The sequence below is a fragment of the Chryseobacterium sp. VD8 genome (assembly GCF_037149975.1).
GTDB classification, from domain to species: Bacteria; Bacteroidota; Bacteroidia; order Flavobacteriales; family Weeksellaceae; genus Chryseobacterium; species Chryseobacterium indicum.
Genome location: NZ_JBBCQL010000064.1, coordinates 1 through 20,479, shown reverse-complemented (window position 1 = coordinate 20,479; position 20,479 = coordinate 1). Strand labels below are relative to the sequence as shown.

Annotated in this window: 18 protein-coding genes; 14 read left to right on the top strand and 4 right to left on the bottom strand. The window is 36.1% G+C overall.

Features of this window, described 5'->3' with window-relative positions; genetic code table 11:
• Nucleotides 1–181: 181 nt before the first annotated feature.
• Nucleotides 182–883 (top strand): CoA transferase subunit A, encoded by a 702-nt coding sequence (locus tag WFK35_RS09465; RefSeq protein WP_336732470.1) that lies wholly within the window; start codon nucleotides 182–184, stop codon nucleotides 881–883.
• 128 nt (nucleotides 884–1,011) lie between these two features.
• Here WFK35_RS09465 and WFK35_RS09460 read toward each other — a convergent pair whose 3' ends face one another.
• Nucleotides 1,012–2,805: an ABC transporter ATP-binding protein gene (locus WFK35_RS09460; protein ID WP_235131259.1), complete on the bottom strand. Its 1,794-nt coding sequence runs from the start codon at nucleotides 2,803–2,805 to the stop codon at nucleotides 1,012–1,014.
• 122 nt (nucleotides 2,806–2,927) lie between these two features.
• Between WFK35_RS09460 and WFK35_RS09455 the strand changes: the two genes are divergently transcribed.
• The gene (locus tag WFK35_RS09455) at nucleotides 2,928–3,581 is read left to right on the top strand and encodes a CoA transferase subunit B (RefSeq protein ID WP_087711093.1); all 654 of its coding nucleotides are present in this window, start codon (nucleotides 2,928–2,930) and stop codon (nucleotides 3,579–3,581) included.
• A gap of 100 nt (nucleotides 3,582–3,681) precedes the next feature.
• Here WFK35_RS09455 and WFK35_RS09450 read toward each other — a convergent pair whose 3' ends face one another.
• Nucleotides 3,682–4,362 carry an outer membrane beta-barrel protein gene (locus WFK35_RS09450; protein WP_336732468.1) on the bottom strand — a complete coding sequence of 227 codons (681 nt, stop codon included), beginning with the start codon at nucleotides 4,360–4,362 and terminating at the stop codon, nucleotides 3,682–3,684.
• A gap of 384 nt (nucleotides 4,363–4,746) precedes the next feature.
• On the opposite strand from WFK35_RS09450, the gene WFK35_RS09445 reads away from it, so the two are divergent.
• Entirely contained in the window at nucleotides 4,747–5,175 is a 429-nt protein-coding gene (locus tag WFK35_RS09445; protein ID WP_076393162.1) for a CBS domain-containing protein, read from the top strand.
• Between the two features lie 114 nt (nucleotides 5,176–5,289).
• Here the strand turns inward: WFK35_RS09445 and WFK35_RS09440 are convergent, their stop codons facing one another.
• Nucleotides 5,290–6,099: a DUF4197 domain-containing protein gene (locus WFK35_RS09440; RefSeq protein WP_336732466.1), complete on the bottom strand. Its 810-nt coding sequence runs from the start codon at nucleotides 6,097–6,099 to the stop codon at nucleotides 5,290–5,292.
• A gap of 104 nt (nucleotides 6,100–6,203) precedes the next feature.
• Between WFK35_RS09440 and WFK35_RS09435 the strand changes: the two genes are divergently transcribed.
• The 11 genes from WFK35_RS09435 to WFK35_RS09385 all read left to right on the top strand — a co-directional run bounded on the left by WFK35_RS09435 (nucleotide 6,204) and on the right by WFK35_RS09385 (nucleotide 19,644).
• A complete protein-coding gene (locus WFK35_RS09435) occupies nucleotides 6,204–8,474 on the top strand; it encodes a glycoside hydrolase family 20 protein (protein ID WP_336732464.1) in 2,271 nt (756 codons plus the stop codon).
• Between the two features lie 16 nt (nucleotides 8,475–8,490).
• Entirely contained in the window at nucleotides 8,491–9,120 is a 630-nt protein-coding gene (locus WFK35_RS09430) for a Crp/Fnr family transcriptional regulator (RefSeq protein WP_336732462.1), read from the top strand.
• Nucleotides 9,121–9,372: 252 nt separating this feature from the next.
• Entirely contained in the window at nucleotides 9,373–10,167 is a 795-nt protein-coding gene (locus WFK35_RS09425; protein WP_336732460.1) for a sulfite exporter TauE/SafE family protein, read from the top strand.
• A gap of 719 nt (nucleotides 10,168–10,886) precedes the next feature.
• Nucleotides 10,887–12,299 (top strand): MBL fold metallo-hydrolase, encoded by a 1,413-nt coding sequence (locus WFK35_RS09420; protein ID WP_336732458.1) that lies wholly within the window; start codon nucleotides 10,887–10,889, stop codon nucleotides 12,297–12,299.
• Between the two features lie 264 nt (nucleotides 12,300–12,563).
• Nucleotides 12,564–13,127 carry a YeeE/YedE family protein gene (locus tag WFK35_RS09415; RefSeq protein WP_336732457.1) on the top strand — a complete coding sequence of 188 codons (564 nt, stop codon included), beginning with the start codon at nucleotides 12,564–12,566 and terminating at the stop codon, nucleotides 13,125–13,127.
• A gap of 9 nt (nucleotides 13,128–13,136) precedes the next feature.
• Nucleotides 13,137–13,619 (top strand): DUF6691 family protein, encoded by a 483-nt coding sequence (locus tag WFK35_RS09410; RefSeq protein WP_336732455.1) that lies wholly within the window; start codon nucleotides 13,137–13,139, stop codon nucleotides 13,617–13,619.
• A gap of 97 nt (nucleotides 13,620–13,716) precedes the next feature.
• Nucleotides 13,717–14,712 (top strand): isoaspartyl peptidase/L-asparaginase family protein, encoded by a 996-nt coding sequence (locus WFK35_RS09405; RefSeq protein ID WP_336732454.1) that lies wholly within the window; start codon nucleotides 13,717–13,719, stop codon nucleotides 14,710–14,712.
• 92 nt (nucleotides 14,713–14,804) lie between these two features.
• The gene (locus tag WFK35_RS09400) at nucleotides 14,805–15,467 is read left to right on the top strand and encodes a copper homeostasis protein CutC (protein ID WP_336732452.1); all 663 of its coding nucleotides are present in this window, start codon (nucleotides 14,805–14,807) and stop codon (nucleotides 15,465–15,467) included.
• Nucleotides 15,468–15,669: 202 nt separating this feature from the next.
• The gene (locus WFK35_RS09395; RefSeq protein WP_336732451.1) at nucleotides 15,670–16,047 is read left to right on the top strand and encodes a GxxExxY protein; all 378 of its coding nucleotides are present in this window, start codon (nucleotides 15,670–15,672) and stop codon (nucleotides 16,045–16,047) included.
• The gene (locus WFK35_RS09390; protein ID WP_336732450.1) at nucleotides 16,047–18,530 is read left to right on the top strand and encodes a beta-mannosidase; all 2,484 of its coding nucleotides are present in this window, start codon (nucleotides 16,047–16,049) and stop codon (nucleotides 18,528–18,530) included. The genes WFK35_RS09395 and WFK35_RS09390 overlap by 1 nt, the downstream gene beginning before the upstream one ends.
• A 199-nt stretch (nucleotides 18,531–18,729) precedes the next feature.
• Entirely contained in the window at nucleotides 18,730–19,644 is a 915-nt protein-coding gene (locus WFK35_RS09385) for an AEC family transporter (protein ID WP_336732449.1), read from the top strand.
• A gap of 473 nt (nucleotides 19,645–20,117) precedes the next feature.
• On the opposite strand, the gene WFK35_RS09380 is transcribed toward WFK35_RS09385, so the two are convergent.
• The coding region (locus WFK35_RS09380) for an IS110 family transposase (protein WP_336732447.1) at nucleotides 20,118–20,479 on the bottom strand (362 nt) is incomplete at its 5' end.

Genomic DNA, 20,479 nt, shown 5'->3' with positions numbered 1-20,479 from the left:
GTAATCAGAAAAACTCCCAGAGCAATTCTTGAAATATTTTTTGTTTCCATAAATAAATATTTGTGAGGTGATTGTGTAAGACGTACCAAAATTCAGACCACGAAAAAAAATCTAAAAATCCTGAACAACGGATATATGAGAAAAATTATTAAATTTAGCCAACAGAAAAATCTAATATTTCATGATAGATAAAAGAGTAAAAAATGCAAAGGAAGCCATCGAAGGCATTAAAGACGGAATGACATTAATGTTAGGAGGATTCGGACTTTGCGGAATTCCTGAAAACTCAATTAATGCTTTGGTAGAGAGTGATGTAAAAGACTTAACCTGTATTTCAAACAACGCCGGAGTAGACGATTTCGGTTTGGGATTGCTGCTTCACAAAAGACAGATCAAAAAAATGATTTCCTCTTATGTGGGAGAAAACGCAGAATTCGAAAGGCAGATGCTTTCAGGAGAATTGGAAGTAGAACTTACTCCACAGGGAACTTTGGCAGAAAAATGCAGAGCGGCACAGGCTGGAATTCCCGCTTTTTACACACCGGCAGGTTTCGGGACGGAAGTAGCGGAAGGAAAAGAAGTAAAAGATTTCAAAGGGAAACCCCACATTCTGGAATATGCTTATGAAGCGGACTTCTCAATTGTAAAAGCATGGAAAGGAGATCACGCCGGAAACCTTATCTTCAAAGGATCGGCAAGAAACTTCAATCATCCGATGGCGGGAGCAGGAAAAATTACCATTGCAGAAGTAGAAGAATTGGTAGAACCGGGAGATTTGGATCCCAACCAGATTCATATTCCGGGAATCATGATCCAGAGAATTTTTCAGGGTGAAAAATTCGAAAAAAGAATTGAGCAGAGAACCGTAAGAAAAAGAGATTGATTTTAAATTTCTTCTTAAAAATAATACCCCGAAATCAACATTCGGGGTAATTTATTTTAGTTATAAAAGCCTAATTGTCATTCTGAACAAAGTGAAGAATCTCCCAATCATATCAACTTCCATCTCATCTACACCAAAGTTTTTCTTTCCCCAATTTGCTGTCTCCACATGGCATAATACAAACCTTTTTCTTCAATAAGATTAAGATGAGAGCCGGTTTCTACAATTTGTCCGCGTTCCAGAACGTAAATTCTGTCGGCATGCATAATTGTGCTTAAACGGTGTGCAATAAGAACGGTAATCTGTTCCTTTTCTTTAGAAATTTCTTTAATGGTTGTGGTAATTTCCTCTTCGGTAATACTGTCCAGTGCAGAAGTAGCTTCATCAAAGATCAGCAAATGAGGTTTTCTCAGTAACGCTCTTGCAATGGCAATTCTCTGCTTTTCACCACCGCTTAGTTTTAGTCCGCCTTCACCAATTACAGTATTAATTCCGTTTTCAGCACGTTCCAAAAGAGCGGTACAGCTTGATTTTTTTAAAGCCAGCTGCAAATCTTCTTCCGTTGCGGACGGATTTACAAACAAAAGATTTTCTTTAATAGTTCCAGCAAAAAGCTGAGTGTCCTGCGTTACAAATCCGATCTGATTTCTCAGTTCATCAAAATCAAATTCTTTCCCGTTGATATTGTTATATAAAATAGATCCTTCCTGCGGTCTGTACAATCCCACCAAAAGCTTTACCAGAGTACTTTTTCCCGAACCACTTGGTCCTACAAAAGCAATGGTCTCTCCGTTTTTTACGTTAAATGAAATAGAGTTTAAAGCCTTATAATGTGCAGTCTGATGCTGAAACGAAACTTTTTCAAATTCAAGCTCCTCAATAGCTCCGATTTTCTTTGGTGTTAAAGGTTTCGGTTCCACTTCTTTCTTCATCACACGGTCGAAATTATTCAGCGAAGCCTGAGCTTCACGGTAAGAAATGATGATATTTCCGATTTCCTGCATCGGGCCGAAAATAAAGAACCCGTAAAACATTAACGATAAATACTGTCCCGGAGTTACAATATTTTTAAAAATCAATAACAATAAAGTGAAAGTAATCGTCTGCTGTAAAAAATTAACCAGAGTTCCCTGTACAAAGCTTAAAGAACGGATGCTTTTAACCTTTCTCAGTTCCAGATTCAGAATTTTGTAGGTATTGTTGTTCAGACGTTCAACTTCCTGATTGGTCAGTCCTAAACTTTTTACGATCTCAATATTTCTGAGACTTTCGGTAGTACTTCCCGCAAGATTGGTTGTTTCGGTAACAATATTTTTCTGAATGGTTTTTATTCTTTTACTTAATAAATTCGTTACCACCGCAATAAACACTATCCCCACCACATAAACAGGCATAATCGACCAGTGCAGACGAATTGCGTACACAGAAACGAAAATAATACTCACCAGAATTCCGAAAAAAACGTTGATGAAATTATTGATGAATTTTACAGAATCTTCCCGAACCTTCGTTAAAATAGAAAGTGTTTCACCACTTCTCTGGTCTTCAAATTCCTGAAAAGGAAGTCTCATCGAATGCTTCAGACCGTCCGTAAAAATTTTAGCCCCAAATTTCTGAATAATCACATTCACCACATAATCCTGAAAAGCTTTTGCGATTCGGCTGATCATGGCAGTACCGATTAACAGTCCCAAAAAGTAAAAAACTCCATGATAGATATCAGTTCCGTAGAGATATTCCCCCATATTTCGGGGAAGAGTTTTCTCTTTATCGAAAAAATTGGGATGGGTAACAAGTTTATCTAATATATTCCCCGTAATAGCGGGGGCAAATAAAGAAAATACCTGATTTACAGCAGCTAAAAAAAGCGAAATAATAATCAGCCACTTATAAGGTTTAAGGTAATGTAATAAAATTTTCATCGTTTAAATTAAAAGCGTACAAATTTACAACAATTTGAGATTCAAAATTTATCCTGTGATAAGAAAGAAAATTATTTTGTAATTCTGAAAAAATGGCTAATTTGGCAGGATAAGATTAAGCTATGCTAACTAAAGAACAAATTGCACAAAGAATTTCCAGAGAAGTAAAAGACGGATATTACGTAAATTTAGGAATCGGAATTCCAACATTGGTTGCCAACTACGTTCCGGACAATCTTTCGGTGGAGTTTCAGAGTGAGAACGGAGTTTTGGGAATGGGACCATTTCCTTTTGAGGGAGAAGAAGATGCGGATGTTATCAATGCCGGAAAACAGACGATTACCATCTTAGACGGAGGTTCCTTCTTCGATTCGGCGTTCAGTTTCGGGATGATCAGAGCGCAGAAAGTAGATCTTACCATTTTGGGAGCCATGGAAGTTGCCGAAAACGGAGATATTGCCAACTGGAAAATTCCGGGAAAAATGGTGAAAGGAATGGGCGGAGCAATGGATCTTGTAGCTTCGGCTGAAAATATTATCGTTGCGATGATGCACGTAAACAAAGCCGGAGAAAGTAAAATTCTAAAAAAATGTACCCTTCCTTTAACCGGAGTAAACTGCGTGAAAAGAGTCGTTACCGAATTGGCGGTTTTAGATGTTACGCCTCAAGGTTTTAAACTTGTTGAAAGAGCTCCGGGAGTTTCTGTGGAGCACATCATACAATCTACAGAAGCTGATCTGATTATTGAAGGAGAAATTCCGGAAATGCAGTTCTGATAAAAAACAAAAGCTGTTTCAATTGTCTGAAACAGCTTTTTTGTTAAGCATCATTTATTTCATTCAAACCTATGAGCGTGTAAAGTATCTTCAGATTTCTTTAAAATAAAAATTTAAAACCGAAAGACAGCGTAGAGATGGCATTTCCGTTAGGTCCGAATACCGCCTTATTATAATCCGGTACTACAGTGGCAACATGAGCCAGAGAAAAATCTGTTGTTTTAATATCTTTTGTTGTTCCCGGATAGTTTTTAATTGTTGTATACGAAAGATTAGCCAGATTATAAGAAAATTCTACCGTAAAATGTTTGGTGAGAACATAATCTAATCCTCCGGAAACAGCCAGCCCTATCTGATTTACCTTGATATCACTATTCGGTACAGATTGTCCGTTTGCTGTCATTTTCGTTTTTCCTGAAATGATAGGAACTGCAAGTTGCCCGAAGAAGAAAAGTCCTCCGTGTATATTCCAGTATTTTCTTGCCAGAGGTTCCACTACCAGAAGATTCGTTTTTAAAGTTACATTATCCGCAACCTGATTTTGAGATTTTACACCAATATTTCCTGCTGCAATTCCTATGGCAGCGGAAGGTCCCACAAAATAACCGGCAAGAGGAAGAATTGTAGTACTGGACGATTTACCGGTTTCCGAACCGTCATTTGTGCTTTGATAGCCAAATTGTGCCGTTGCAAACCAAGTTCCCTTTAGACCTTCCTGCTTTTCCTGTGCGTTGCATAGCCCCATTATTATCATAGAACCAGCTAATAACATTTTTTTCATGTTCCTAAATTTTATTTATTTAACACGATCAAATTTAGGAGGGTATTCATCTTTTTTTGTGATGATTTTCGCTGATATTTGTCATTTTGATATTTATCATTTTTGTTAAAAAATATAAATTTTGTTTTTAAATTTACGGTATATTAAGTCTTTTTATCATTTTATTTTTAATGAATAATTGTTTATTTTAAATTTTATATATTTAAAATATGAATTGATTTTTCAATTGTGATTCATAAAATCAATATTCACTTTTTTTATTGAAGAAGCTAACTTTTATCATACTCCCGAATTCTAAAAACAACAGTTTGTTCGCTAACTTTGAGTATACAAAATGGAGTTTAGTAAGTGATTTCTTTAAAAACAATTTAAATTTTGAATATTATGAAACAAAGAATTCCTGTATCTCAGATCATGACGAAAGACTTAATAACTCTTAATGTTTCGAATACACTGTATGATGCCGAAAAATTATTTAAGAATCACAAAATAAGACACATTCCTGTTGTGGAAGATAAAAAACTGCTGGGAGTATTAAGTTATTCCGATTTATTGAAAATCAGCTATGCAGATGTTGAGGAAGCAGAGGATGTTGAAACAGATGGCGTTTCTGCCGTAGTATATGATATTTTCAGCATTTCGCAGGTGATGACGAAAAGCCCGATGATTGTAGAACCCAATACGACCATTAAAGAAGTGGTGGAAATTTTATCTGAACAGAGCTTTCATTCTATTCCTGTAGTGGAAAATGGAGAACTGAAAGGGATTGTAACTACCACAGATATTTTAAAGTATTTATTGAAACAATATTAAATTACAGATAGTACTTCCGCTTTATTTTAATATTGGGTATTAATCAGAAAATCAATAAATTATCATGAATTAATCCCTTCAAAACCGGATATTTTGAAGGGATTAGATTTTAAATTATTTACCGTCCTGCGCTCCGAAAACCTTCTGCAAAATACTTGTGGTTCTCATGGCAGGAGTATTTCGGATTCCACTTTCTTTTTCTGCTACCATTTTGAAAACTCCGTTAATGGTTTCTGTGGTTACATATTCATTAAGATCCGTGGTTACAGCCTGTCCGGTAAAAGTATTGTATTTAGAAATAATATTGCTCCAGACCTTATCGGCTCCCACTTTTCCCAGTGAAGCTTTCACTTTTGACTGAAAAGCGGAAAAAAGCTGAGCCTGTGTTTTCGTTTGCAGATAATTGGTCGCCGCATTATTACTTCCCAGCAAAATATTTTTAGCATCCGTGATCGTCATTGAAGTAATCGCTTTTGTAAAGATCGGGGCTGCTTCAACTACAGCATCTTCCGCAGCTCTGTTCAGTAATTTCACTCCTTGGTCTGCAAGACTTCCCAATCCGATAGAGCGTAAAGTAGTGTCAATTTTTCTCAGTTTTTCCGGCATTAAGATTTTTACCGCTTCATTTTTCAGGAAACCATCCGTTACACCTAATTTTTTCACGCCTTCGTTTACACCGAGACTCAGAGCTTCCTTTAGTCCAGAAGAAATCTGGGTTGAAGTAAGACTTCCGAGATTGATTGGAGATGTGGTTGTGGTTGTTTTTGGCGTGGTTGCGGTTCCACTGGTTTGAACCGGAACTTTAGGATTGTTAAGATCAATTCCTGTCTGATCTTTCACTGTAGATTTTATAACATCTAAAATCTGTGCCTGTGCGGAAATTGAAAATAAAAGTCCGCCCACCAGTAAAAATGTTTTTCTCATCATTTATTTTTTTGCAAGATTAGATGTTTTCTTATTTAATAAGTTAAATTACGTTTAAAAATTTTCAGAAAATAAGTATATTCGCTTAATCTTAAACTCACAAAATGCAGCGTTTTTTACTGGTACTTTCTGTGCTTTTTTCAAGTCTTTTTTTTACTCAAACCAGATTAAATTTAATTCCCTATCCGCAAAAGGTTGAATTAAAAACAGGGAATTTCGAGGTAAGCGGGAATACACTTTTCGTGGGAGACAAAAAATCGAATGAATACAAATATTTTATGGATAATTTTAAAAAAATCTATCCAAAAAATTCATCTCAAAACATAAAAAAAACAAAGCCAAATTTTATTTCGCTACTGTTAAATAAAGATTTAAAAATTGATAATAAACGAGAGCTTAATTCAAATTACATTATAAATATCAGCAACGAAATGATGATGGTTGTTGGAAAGAACCCTGAAGGTCTTTTTCAAGGCATTCAAACTCTTTTACAATTAATAAAAACTTCAGAAGACGGAAAAATTCCCGCTCTCGAAATCCAGGATTCCCCAAAATTCCAATGGAGAGGAATGCATTTGGACGTTTCCAGACATTTTTTCACCGTTGAAGAAGTAAAACAATACATCGATTATCTTGCCATGTACAAACTCAATACTTTTCACTGGCATTTAACCGACGATCAGGGTTGGAGAATTGAGATCAAAAAATATCCGAAATTAACGCAGATCGGCTCTATACGTAAAGAATCCATGATCGGAGCCTATGTTGACAATACCTTCGATGGAAAACCTTACGGACCGTATTTTTATACACAGGAACAGATTAAAGAAGTGGTAAAATACGCTCAGGAAAGACATGTTACCATAGTTCCCGAAATTGAAATGCCGGGTCACGCTTTAGCTGCATTGTCCGCTTATCCTGATTTAGCCTGTACAAAAGGATCTTTCGAACCGGCTACAAAATGGGGCGTTTTTGATGATGTTTTCTGCCCGAAAGATGAAACATTTAAATTTTTGGAAAACGTTTTAGATGAGGTAATCGCACTTTTTCCTTCACAATACATACATATCGGAGGCGACGAATGTCCGAAAACAAGATGGAAAGAATGTCCTCATTGTCAGGAATTAATCAGAAAAAATAACCTGAAAGATGAACATGGTCTGCAAAGCTATTTTATCCAAAGAATTGAAAAATATGTAAACTCAAAAGGCAGAAAAATTATCGGCTGGGACGAAATTCTGGAAGGCGGACTGGCTCCGAATGCCGCAGTTATGAGCTGGACAGGAATTAAAGGCGGGGTAGAAGCTGCAAAATCCGGTCATTTTGCCGTCATGACGCCCGGTTCTTACTGTTATTTCGATCATTATCAGGGAGATCCTGCAACCGAGCCGAACGCTTTCGGAGGATTTACGCCTTTGGATAAAGTCTATTCTTATAATCCGATTCCCGAAGAACTGAACGCAGAACAGGTAAAATACATTTTAGGAGTTCAGGCAAATCTGTGGACGGAGTATATTCTCGATTTCAAGCAGGTTCAGTATATGATTTTTCCGAGATTACTGGCGCTTTCGGAAGTGGGATGGGGAACTTCTGATCCTAAAAATTACAAAGAATTCGAAGGAAGAGTAATAAATGAATTCAGAAATCTGGATAAAATGGGGGTGAATTATGCGAAAAGCATTTACAATGTTTCAGGGAAAGTAATTTCTTCTGAAAATGGAGTAGCTTACGAACTTTCAACCTCTCAGAATCCTGATGGAATACGATATACAGTGGATGGAACAGATCCTTCTGCCAATTCTCAAAACTATAAAAATCCTATTCAGATTTCAAAATCAATGACGGTTAAATCTGCCTATTTCGAAAATGGACAGCTTAAAAGCGCTGCATCTTCCCAAAGTTTCACGATATCCAAAACAACAGGTAAAAAAATCACTTTGGAAGAACAACCGAGCGAAAATTATTCTTTCGGCGGAGCTTTTACTTTAATCGACGGAATTACTGGAAACCAAAAACAATTGGGAAAAACATGGCTCGGTTTTAATGGAAAAGATGTGGTGGCAACCATTGATTTCGGACAAAAAACTCAGTTTTCAGAGGTGTACTTTAATACTTTAGACAACAAAGGAAGCTGGATTCATTTTGCAAAATCTGCCCAGATTTTTGTGTCAGACAACGGAACAGATTTTAAACTGATTAAAGAAATCGGAAAGGATGAAATTCTTTCAGCACAAGGAAAAATTAAAGTGAATGTCGGAAGTCAGAATTCAAAATATATTAAGGTTAAAATAGAAAATGCAGGCATTATTCCTGCGGGAAATCCGGGTGCAGATTCTAAAGCGTGGCTTTTTGTTGACGAAATTGGCGTAAATTAGCTTTATAAATTTTATTATGCAGGATTCAGTGCTTTCTTCGGAATTTACTTCTTCGCCGGAACTCGTTGAAAAGCTTTACAGATACGGAGTTACAAAAACCTATCAGGAAGGCGATATTATTCTGGATGAAAATTCGTCCATCCGTTCTATTCCGATTGTGATGAAAGGCATGATGAAGGTGATCCGTACCGAAGAAGACGGGAGGGAAATTCTTCTGTACTACATCAAAGCCGGAGAAAGCTGCATTATGTCTTTTCTGGGCGGAATGCACAACGAAAAAAGCATCGTAAAAGCGGAAGTAGAAGAAGATACCGAAATCCTGTTTCTGCCTGTTGACAAGGTTTCATTGTTTATTAAAGAATATCCGGAATGGCTCGATTATATTTTCAGGCTGTACCACAAACGTTTTGAAGAACTCTTGGATATCATCAATGCGATCGCTTTCAAAAAAGTAGATGAAAGACTGCTGAATCTTCTCCATAAAAAATCTGAAATCCTGAATTCCAAAACCATCATAATTACCCACGAACAGCTTGCCAATGAACTTGGAACAGCCAGAGTCGTCGTTTCCCGACTCCTGAAACAACTCGAAGACTCCGAAAAACTCCAGCTCGGACGAAATAAAATTACGATTTTAGAAGATTAGACAAAACTCTTTGCGATCTTATCTAATTGAATAGTTTATGCTGAGCTTGTCGAAGTAGCTTTGCGAACTTAAAAAAGGATAGTAGTAAAAAAATCTTAGCGAACTTGGCGATCAAAAAAAATCTTAAGATTCTTTCAACATAACAACTAAAGTAAAAATTTTCGCAAACTTAGCATTAAAAAACCGTTCTGTAACAAAAGTAGCGGTACACCTTTTCTGATATCTTCAATTTTGCATTATAAAGTTGAAAACATGGAAATTTTTGGATATCTCGCTTCTGTTTTAATAGGAATTTCGTTAGGTTTAATCGGTGGTGGCGGAAGCATTCTTACCGTTCCTGTTTTGGTTTACCTTTTCGGGTTAGACGCTTTTCTGGCAACAGAATATTCCCTTTTTATTGTCGGAATCAGCAGTGTGGTCGGTTCAGTTTCCTATTTTAAAAAAGGTCTGGTACATTTAAAAACCGCCCTTGTTTTCGGAATACCGTCCATTATTTCCATTTTCTTGACGCGAAATTATATTGTACCCTTAATTCCCGATGAAGTTGTTACCGTCAGCAGCTTTGTGGTAACCAAAGATATTCTGTTGCTTTTAATTTTTGCAGGATTAATGATTTTGGCTTCCTACAAAATGATTCAGAAAACTACAGATTGTGTTACCAAAACATCAGATTTACAGAAAAACAATACCCTTTTGGCAGCAGGAGAAGGATCTGTTGTCGGAATTTTAACAGGTTTAGTCGGAGCAGGAGGTGGATTTATGATCATTCCCGCACTCGTTAATCTGCTTAAAACTCCAATGAAAGTAGCCATCGGAACTTCATTGGTAATTATTTCGCTTAATTCGCTCATCGGATTTTTCTCATCAATGAATACTGTGAAAATCGATTGGAAATTATTAGCCACCATTTCATCAATTGCCATTGTTGGAATCATCATCGGTTCACAGTTATCCAAAAAAATCGACGGAAAAAAACTCAAACCTGCATTCGGATGGTTCATTCTCGTGATGGGAATTTACATCATCGTCAAAGAACTTTTTTTGTAGTTTTTTCTTATTGGGGCATCTGTTTCCGCCTATAGTTTATCCTGAGTTTATGGAAGGGCTCCCAATCTTTTTGTTTTGTAAAAAATAAAAGAACTCCACTCAGGTCGGACTGCGAAAGATGCGGGAGAAAAAAAACATCAAAGTTTTAAATCTATAGAGCAAAATACCATGAAATCCAATCTCTTATAAACGTTAGCATCATTATGATATTCAAAAAAGTATAATAGTTAAAAAATCTTTGGGGACAAAGTATTTTAACGTGAGTTTGATGTAAAATAGTGCAAAAGTATCAATAGGAATGGGCTTTAGCCCATTTTAATAATCAAGAAAACAATAGGCTTTAGCCAAAACTTATACTAAATTTCGATTAAAGCTAATTTTAATTAAAATACCATGAAATCCAATCTCTTATAAGCTTTAGCGGCTTTGTGAATTAAGTCTCTTTAGCTTAAAAAAACTTAATAAAAATCAATTTATTGATTGCTTAATTCCTTAATTACAAATAGTTCACTAGCTTAAATTCTTAATGTTAAATTATAAGAATAGCAAAGTTCATTTTATTTAGAAATTAAGAAAAAGTCATAAAACTTTTATTGAGCATTATTTAAACTGGCGTTCAAAAAAATAAAAATCCTTCTGTAACAAAAGTAGCGGTACAGAAAATTCCAAACCAAGAAATTTGTATCAGAAAAAATAAGTAAAATTTAAAATCATAAAAAATGAAAATAGAACAGATTTATACAGGATGTCTTGCACAGGGAGCTTATTACATTGTTTCTAATGGTGAAGCGGCAATTATAGACCCGCTAAGAGAAACCCAACCTTATATTGAGCGTCTTAAAAATGATAACGTTACGCTGAAATACATTTTTGAAACCCACTTTCACGCAGATTTTGTAAGCGGACATTTAGATCTAAGCAAAAAAACGAATGCACCGATTGTGTACGGTCCCACAGCAAAACCTGAATTTGAAGCCATTATTGCAGAAGATAATCAGACCTTTCAAGTAGGAAGTATCACCATAAAAGTTCTTCACACACCCGGTCATACATTGGAAAGCTCATCTTTTCTTCTGATTGACGAAAATGGAAAAGAAACGGCTCTTTTCAGCGGAGATACTCTGTTTTTAGGTGATGTTGGACGTCCCGATCTGGCGCAGAAAGCAGCAAACATGACGCAGGAAGAATTGGCAGGCTTACTTTATGAAAGTCTTTACAGCAAAATTTTACCTTTGAATGACGATATTACCGTTTATCCGGCACACGGAGCAGGTTCTGCATGCGGAAAAAATATGCAGAAAGAAACGGTAGACTCACTTGGAAATCAGAAGAAAACCAATTACGCACTGAATCAGAAAGATAAACAAAGCTTCATCAAAGCGGTTACAGAAGGACTTCTTCCGCCTCCTGCTTATTTTGGAATGAATGTGGCAATGAACAAAAAAGGGTATGACAGTTTCGATGAGGTATTGTCAAAAGGTTTACAGGAATTTTCTCCGGACGAATTTGAAGAAATGGCAGAACATTCAGGTGCTTTGATTTTGGATGTACGAAATAACGAAGACTTCGCAAAAGGATTTGTTCCGCAATCCATTAATATTGGACTGAATGGCGATTTTGCACCTTGGGTCGGAGCTTTGATTGTGGATGTAAAACAGCCGATTCTGCTCATTACCAACGAAAATGAAGAGGAAGAAACCGTGACCCGATTAAGCCGTGTAGGATTTGACAACGTTCTCGGATTTTTAAAAGGAAGTTTTGAAGCATGGAAAAACAGCGGTAAAGAAACCGATTCCGTTAACAGAATTTCAGCGCAGCAATTTGAACAGGAAATTAAAGAAAAAGAAGCGAAAATTATTGATGTCCGCAAAGAAAGTGAATACAATGCAGAACACGTAGATGAAGCATTCAACAAACCTTTGGCATACATCAACGAATGGATCAGTTCAATCGATCCGGCGGAACATTTTTATCTGCACTGTGCAGGAGGGTACAGAAGCATGATGGCTGCAAGTATTCTTCAGGCAAGAGGCTACCGTAATTTTAGTGAAATTGGAGGCGGGTTCAGCGCAATTTCTCAAACAGACATTCCAGTAAGTGATTTTGTTTGCCAGAATAAAATTTTAAAATAGATTTTACAACGAAAGAGACAAGAAACTTTTGAAGGTCCAAAATCAGTCAGAATAAGAATCTTTGTGGTCTTCTATAAGTGTTAACGCCTTTGCAAACTTAAAAATCAATAGAGTTATTTTGAAAAGAAAACTTAGCGCTCTTGGCGTTTAAATCCAAAATGTATAATCAATTTCTGCTGAACTCGATTTTATTTGCAATCTTTACATCAAACTCACGTTAAAATCATTAATCAGAATATAAAACAGTTTTAATACAAATACTTAATGTTAGAAATTATAAAAGAACCTTGGCCGTGGTACGTTGCAGGACCGTTAATCGGGCTTACTGTTCCTGCTTTACTGATTCTTGGAAATAAATCTTTCGGGATCAGTTCATCGCTTAGACATATCTGTGCAGCCTGTATTCATGCTAATATCAGCTTCTTTAAATACGACTGGAAAAAAGAACTCTGGAATTTATTCTTCGTTTTCGGAATTTTTTTAGGTGGAATGATTGCTGCCCAATTTTTAATGAATTCACAAGAAATTACCGTTAACCATAATCTCAAAACAGAATTAGCAACCTACGGAATTACAGATTACAGCAATCTCGTTCCGACACAACTCATGAATTTTACCAGTCTTTTTACCATAAGAGGATTTATTATGATGGTGGTTGGTGGCTTTTTGGTAGGTTTCGGGACGCGTTATGCGGGAGGATGTACAAGCGGACACGCCATTATGGGGCTTTCCAATCTTCAGTGGGCATCTTTGGTGGCAACAATCTGCTTTATGGCAGGAGGTTTTCTAATGGCAAATGTTATTCTGCCAATAATTCTTTCACTTTAAAATTTAAAAATGAAACAGGAAAAAGATAGAAGACATCAGGACAGCATTTGTACCAACGAAAGTCAGCTTCATCATAAATGGTATCACAATTTAAAATATATGATGGTAGGAATATTATTCGGGATCATCTTTGTAAAGGCAGAAATTATAAGCTGGTTCAGAATTCAGGAAATGTTCAGATTACAGTCTTTCCATATGTACGGCGTTATCGGAAGTGCTATTTTAACGGGAATGATCTCCGTATTGATCATTAAAAAATTTAATATCAAAACCATTTATGGCGAAAAAATTTCTATTGCTCCAAAGAAATTTAATAAAGGCCAAATTTATGGGGGACTGATCTTCGGATTTGGCTGGGCAATTACAGGAGCCTGTCCCGGACCGCTTTTCGCACAGATCGGAACCGGAGCCTTTGCCGTAATCATTATTTTGCTGAGTGCCATTTTCGGAACTTGGGTATATGGATATTTCAGAGAAAAATTACCTCATTAGTTTTCAATAAAATCATTTGGGCGGTAGAAAATCTACCGCTTTTTTTATTTCATCTTCATGCGAAAAATCCTTAATTTGGAGCCAAATAAATCTGAGTATGCAAAGTAGAAGAAAGTTTCTGAAAAAATCTGCCGTCGCTTCACTGGCTTTAGCGGTAAATCCATTAGACTTATTAGCTAAAAATCAACCTGAAAACAACAATACAGTCATTAATAAACCGATCGTTCTTTCCACATGGAATTTCGGTTTAAAAGCCAATGAAGAAGCTTGGACGATTCTCGGAAAAGGAGGAAGAGCTTTGGATGCGGTGGAAAAAGGAGTCCGCCTCGTAGAAAATGATCCGGAAGAGAGAAGTGTCGGTTATGGCGGTCGTCCCGACAGAGACGGAAGAGTTACTTTAGATGCCTGTATTATGGACGAAAACTATAACATCGGTTCTGTTGCCTGTCTTGAAAATATTAAAAATCCGATTTCTGTAGCAAGAGCTGTGATGGAAAAAACACCTCACGTAATGCTGGTTGGAGATGGAGCTTTGCAGTTTGCCGTTTCGCAGGGATTCAAAAAAGAAAATATTCTCACTCCCGAATCCGAAAAAGAATGGAAAGAATGGCTGAAAGACAGCAAATATCAACCGATCGTCAATATTGAAAATCATGATACAATCGGAATGATCGCTCTGGATGCGAACGGAAATCTTTCAGGTGCCTGTACAACGAGCGGAATGGCTTTCAAAATGCATGGAAGAGTGGGAGACTCTCCGATTATCGGTGCAGGTTTGTTTGTTGATAATGAGGTAGGTGCAGCAACGGCAACCGGTCATGGCGAAGAAGTGATCCGAACCGTAGGAACGCATTTGGTGGTAGAATTGATGAGACAGGGAAGAACGCCGCAACAGGCCTGTAAAGAAGCGGTTGAAAGAATAGTAAAAATTACACAGCGTAGAAATAAAAATCTGAAGGATATTCAAGTGGGTTTTATTGCCCTTAATAAAAAAGGGGAATATGGCTCCTACTGTATTCAGGATGGGTTTAGTTTTGCGGTGTACGACCAGAAAGGAAACCGTCTGGAAAAACCCGGGTTTGCTTTGAAATAAATGATTTTCGTAATCAAACAGTTAGGAACGGGCTTTAGCCCGTTTTTCAAAATAAAAAATCCATGGCTTTAGCCAAAACTTAAATTAAAAAAATGTCAAAAATAGAAATAGCATGCTTCAATCCGGAATCGGCAATCATTGCTTTTGAAAATGGTGCAGACCGAATAGAATTATGCGACGGATTAAGCGAAGGAGGAACCACACCTGATTTTGAAACCGTAAAAAAACTTAGAGAAAAAATCAATGTTCCGATCTTTGTAATGATTCGTCCGCGTGGTGGGAATTTCACATATAGTGATGATGAATTTGAGCAGATGAAATCAGATCTGATTCAGTTAAAATCTTTAAATGTAGACGGTTTCGTATTTGGAATTCTGGATGAAAATGATGAAGTGAATATTGAACAGAATAAAATTTTGGTTGAACTGGCAAAACCTTATCCATGTACATTTCACCGTGCCTTTGACCGCGCAAAAGATTTAGAAAAATCATTGGAAAAAGTTATTGAATGCGGCTTTACAATCATTCTTACTTCCGGACAGAAACCCAATGTTTCGGAGGGAAAGGAAAATCTTAGAAAATTAGTAGCGTTATCCAATGGCAGAATAGAAATTCTTGTTGGTGGCGGACTTCGCTCGTCCAATATTCAGGAAATACGGGAATTTACCAAAGCAGGATATTTTCATTCTTCCGCAATTACGGACGGCGGAGCTTTTGCGAATGCTGAAGAGATTATTGCTTTGAAGAATAAATAATAAAATGAATTTTAACGCAAAGATTTATTCAACTGTATATTTACTTAAGGGAGCAAAGTATTGCGACAAAGTCGCTGATTAAGCTGAATGGCTAGAACCTTAACTTCATAAAATCAATTTTTAATTGATTCTTCTTTGCCCACTTAAATTTAATAATTACTAGAATTAAATCTTTGCGTAAAAAGCAAAAACACAATATCAAATGATAGAAAATGAATTATCCTATAAAATAATAGGATCAGCAATCGAAGTACACAAAAATCTTGGAGTTGGTTTATTAGAGAGTACCTACGAATCAGCTTTAGCATATGAATTGAAAAAATCAGGATTCAATGTAAAACGGCAAATCTATCTGCCCTTACAATATAAAGAAATGAATATTGAAAATGCTTACAAAATTGATTTGCTTATCGAAGACAAAGTAATAATTGAAGTAAAATCCGTACTGGAAATGCATCCTGTTTTTAATGCCCAGTTATTAACTTATTTAAAATTAGCAGACATAAAACTTGGACTTCTTATTAACTTCAATACACCACTTATTAAAGATGGAATTCATAGAATTGTAAATAAATTATAATGAACAAAATTTTACTTTTTACTTTCCTTTTCATACAAATCTTTACCAATGCACAAACTTCAGAGCGTAATTTATCCTCTGAAAAATGGAAATTCAAAAACGCTAAAGAGAATAATTGGTTGACTGCTTCTGTTCCCGGAACCGTTCATCTGGATTTGATGGATAACAAGATCATTCCCGATCCGTATAAAGATGAAAATGAAAAAAAAGTACAATGGATTGAAAATGAAAACTGGGATTATCAGACTTCATTTAATATTTCCTCAAAAGATTTGGAAAATCAAAATATTGAATTGATTTTTAATGGATTGGATACGTTTTCAGAGATTTATTTAAATGGGAAATTGATTCAATCGACAGATAATATGTTCAGAAAATGGACAATTCCGGTTAAACAAAGTTTAAAAAAAGGTGAAAATGTTTTACAGGTAAAATTCAGGTCTGCGGTAAATGTTGGAAAAGAATTAGCCCAAAAAGTTCCTTTCACCATGCCGGAATCTCCGAGAAGTTTTGTGAGAAAAGCGCAGTATCAGTTCGGTTGGGATTGGGGACCGAGATTAGTAACGGCTGGAATCTGGAAAGACGTTAAGTTGAATTTCTGGAATACTGCAAGACTTGATCATATAAAAATTGAACAAAAAATTTTAACAAAGCAAAAAGCGGATTTAAATATTCATGCTGAAATTTTCACTAAACAAGAAGGAAAATACAGTTTTTTAATTAACGGAAAATCTCAAAATATTTCTTTGAAATCCGGATTGAATTTAATTTCAATTCCTTATCAGATTCAAAATCCGAAATTATGGCAACCCAACGGTTGGGGCGATCCGAACTTATACGATATCAAAGTTTCTTTGCAAAAAGATTCAAAAATGATTGCTGAAAAATCTGAAAAAATCGGACTGAGAACGATGGAATTAATTCAGGAAAAAGATGCAAAAGGAAAATCATTTTATTTCAAGGTGAACGGAAAACCAATGTATGCGAAAGGAACCAATTGGATTCCTAGTGACAGTTTTACTCCGAGAATGACCAAAGAAAAATACCAAAAACTCATCAAAGACTGCAAAGAAGCCAACATGAATATGATTCGCGTCTGGGGAGGCGGAATTTATGAAGATGACGAATTCTACAGATCCTGCGACGAAAACGGAATTCTGGTTTGGCAGGATTTTATGTTTGCAGGAAGCTTTTATCCTGCTGATGAGAAATTTCAGAAAAATGTAGAATTGGAAGTGAAAGACCAGATTGAAAGGCTTCAAAATCATCCGTCATTGGCGTTGTGGTGCGGAAACAATGAAATTGATGAAGCGATTGTCAATTGGGGGTATCAGAAACAATTCAAATATTCAAAAGAAGATTCTTTACAGGTTTGGAAGGATTACAAGAAAATTTTTCATGAAGTAATTCCAGATGCTATTCAAAAATATGCAACAATTGACAAGCAAATCTATTGGGAAAGCTCGCCGTCCATCGGATGGGGACATAAGGAAAGCCTTACGGAAGGCGATTCTCATTATTGGGGTGTTTGGTGGGGAGAACAGCCGTTTGAAATTTACAATGAAAAAGTTCCGCGTTTTGCTTCGGAATATGGTTTTCAGGGAATGCCAACATTGAAAACTACAAAATCCATGTTTTCAGGAAATCCTGATTTAAGCTTACAAAATGCTACCATCAAAGCTCATGAAAAACATTCCAGAGGCTGGGAAATTATTGAAAATTACATGAAGCGTGATTATAAAGTTCCGACAGATTTTGTGAAATACAATTATGTTTCGCAGTTGCTTCAGGCTCGCGGAATGCAGATCGCAATTGAAGCACACCGCAGAGCAAAACCTTACAATATGGGAACTTTATACTGGCAACTCAACGATTGTTGGCCTGTTGTTTCATGGTCTTCCATAGATTATTCAGGAAACTGGAAAGCATTGCATTATCAGGTGAAAAGGAGCTTTGAAAATCAGGTGATTTTAGTGGAAGAAAAGGAGGGAATACTTACTTTTTATGCCATTAATGATCAGACACGAAAATTTGATGATGTTTTTGTGGAAATAGAGATCGTTAATTTTCAAGGGAAAGTTTTAGACAAAATAACAACAGTTCCCAATGGAAAAACACTGGAAGAAATTGTACCATTCGATCCGATCGAAATTCAAAATCTGGTTTCTGATTCCAATAGAAATGAAACGTTTTTAAAATTGACTTTAAAAGATACCAACGGAAAGATAATTGCCGAAAGCAACTATTTCTTCGCAAAGCCCAAAGATTTAAAATTAACAAAACCTGCACTTAAAATCAGGAAAATATCTGCCACTGAAATTGAAATTTCTACAGATGTTTTGGCAAAAGACGTTTATTTGATGGGAGATACCCATTTCAGCGATAATTTTTTCGATTTGCTTCCAAAAACATCCAAAAGAATTATCCTTTCAAAACCATTGGAAAAAGTAGAGGTAATGAGCTTATTTGATACGATGAATTGATATTGGATTTATATAAAGCTGCTATTCTGAATATATACAGAAAGTTTACAAACGGAGTTCAGAATCGTAATTAAAAATACTTTGTAGCCAATGCAATAGATTCTTCCTTCGTCAGAATGACAAAAATAAAGTTTTTTGATAATGGGAAATAAGCGATTAAAAAGAAATCAACCGTAAATTTGCACAATAATTCAAAACTATGGTAAATTTTGTTCTGATTGCAGTATGTATTATCGCGGGAATGGTTTTCAAGGCAACAAAATCCATCCATCCCGATGCGCATAAAGGAATCAACACCTGGATTCTCTATCTTGCGCTTCCGGCGGTTTCATTCAAATATTTACCGAAAGTTCACTGGTCGGCAGAAATGCTGTTTCCCGTGGTGGCGACTTTTCTTACAGCGGTTTTCTGCTTTTTCTTTATGATGTTTTACAGCAGAAGCAAAGGCTATTCACGGCGTTCCCGAAGCACTCTGGAACTTGTAAGCGGCTACAGCAATACTTCGTTTATCGGTTTTCCGCTTATTTCGGCTTTTTACGGAGAAAGTTTACTGAGTATCGCTATTATCTGTGATCAGACTATGTTTTTTGCACTTTCAACGTTAGGAATTATTGCGGCTTTAAAAGGCGGAAGCAAATCCGGAAAGATCAGCGCAGCATTTATTCTGAAAAGACTCATTACATTTCCACCTTTAATTGGCTGTATTGCTGCATTAGTTCTGTCTCAGTTCGTAGATTTCACTTCCGCAGAACCTTTTTTCGATAAATTAGCAGCCACGGTTAGTCCTTTAGCTTTATTTTCAGTCGGATTGCAACTGAAATTCAACGGCTGGAAAAAACTGATTCCCCAAATGTCGGTTTCCATGTTTTACAAACTTATTCTGGCTCCGGCAATAACGCTCGGATTAGCACTTTTACTAGGAATAAAAGGAAATATTGCCAGAATTACCATCTTCGAATCGGCAATGCCTACAGTCGTTACCTCAAGTATTATTGCAGAACAGTATAGATTAAATACAAAACTTACCAATTTAACGATCGGCTTAAGCATTATTGCGGCTTTTTTTACTTCCGCAGTCTGGTTTTACATTATCGATTATTTTTTTAGTGGGTAAAGGAAGATTATTATTTTAACGTGAGTTTAATGTAAAAACTATACAAAAACATCAATAGGGATTTAGCCTATTTTAATGATTAAGATAACATTTAGCCAAAACGTAAACTAAATTTAGGTTAAAATCAATTTTGATTATGAATTTTCATATTGGACTAAAACTTAACTTTCTTAAACTCTTAAACTCTTAAACTCTTAAACTCTCAAACCCTTCAACATTTTTTTGGAGCTTTTTCCGGCTTTCCACTGTATCTTTTGGGTTACGGGCTACGCTTTGCTCCGCCCGCAACCCAAAAGGATGCCGTTGCAATCCGGGCTAAATAAAAACTCATGGCGACGAGCAGCGCGACGAAATAATCTCCAATTGAACAGATAGATTTTAAAAATTTTGTATGGTTTAGAATCTTTCAAAACAAAAAAAATGATGTTTATTTAACGTGAGTTCGGGATAAGTCTTCTTAAACGCAATGATTTCTATGTTAATAAGCAAGGAAAATTTGAATTTTTTGTTGATAAAAATTCTTTCTGTGACAAATAAGGCTGTTGTCTTTTGATGACAGCCATTATTCTGTGCACCAATTTGTTTCTTATGGCGTTTAGTACGCTCATTTTATTTTTGCCCTGCTCTACTTTTCTCACAAAATAAGCTTTGAGTTCCTTATCTGCTCTGATGGTTGCCATTGCTGATAAATGAAGTAATTTTTTCAGTTTTTGGTTTGCCATTTTTGAGATTCGTTCTTTCTTTACAATCGTTCCGGATTGATTTTTAAATGGAACGACTCCCGCATAACATGCCAAATGTTTTGCGTTTTCAAAATTCTTAAAATTATCTGTGA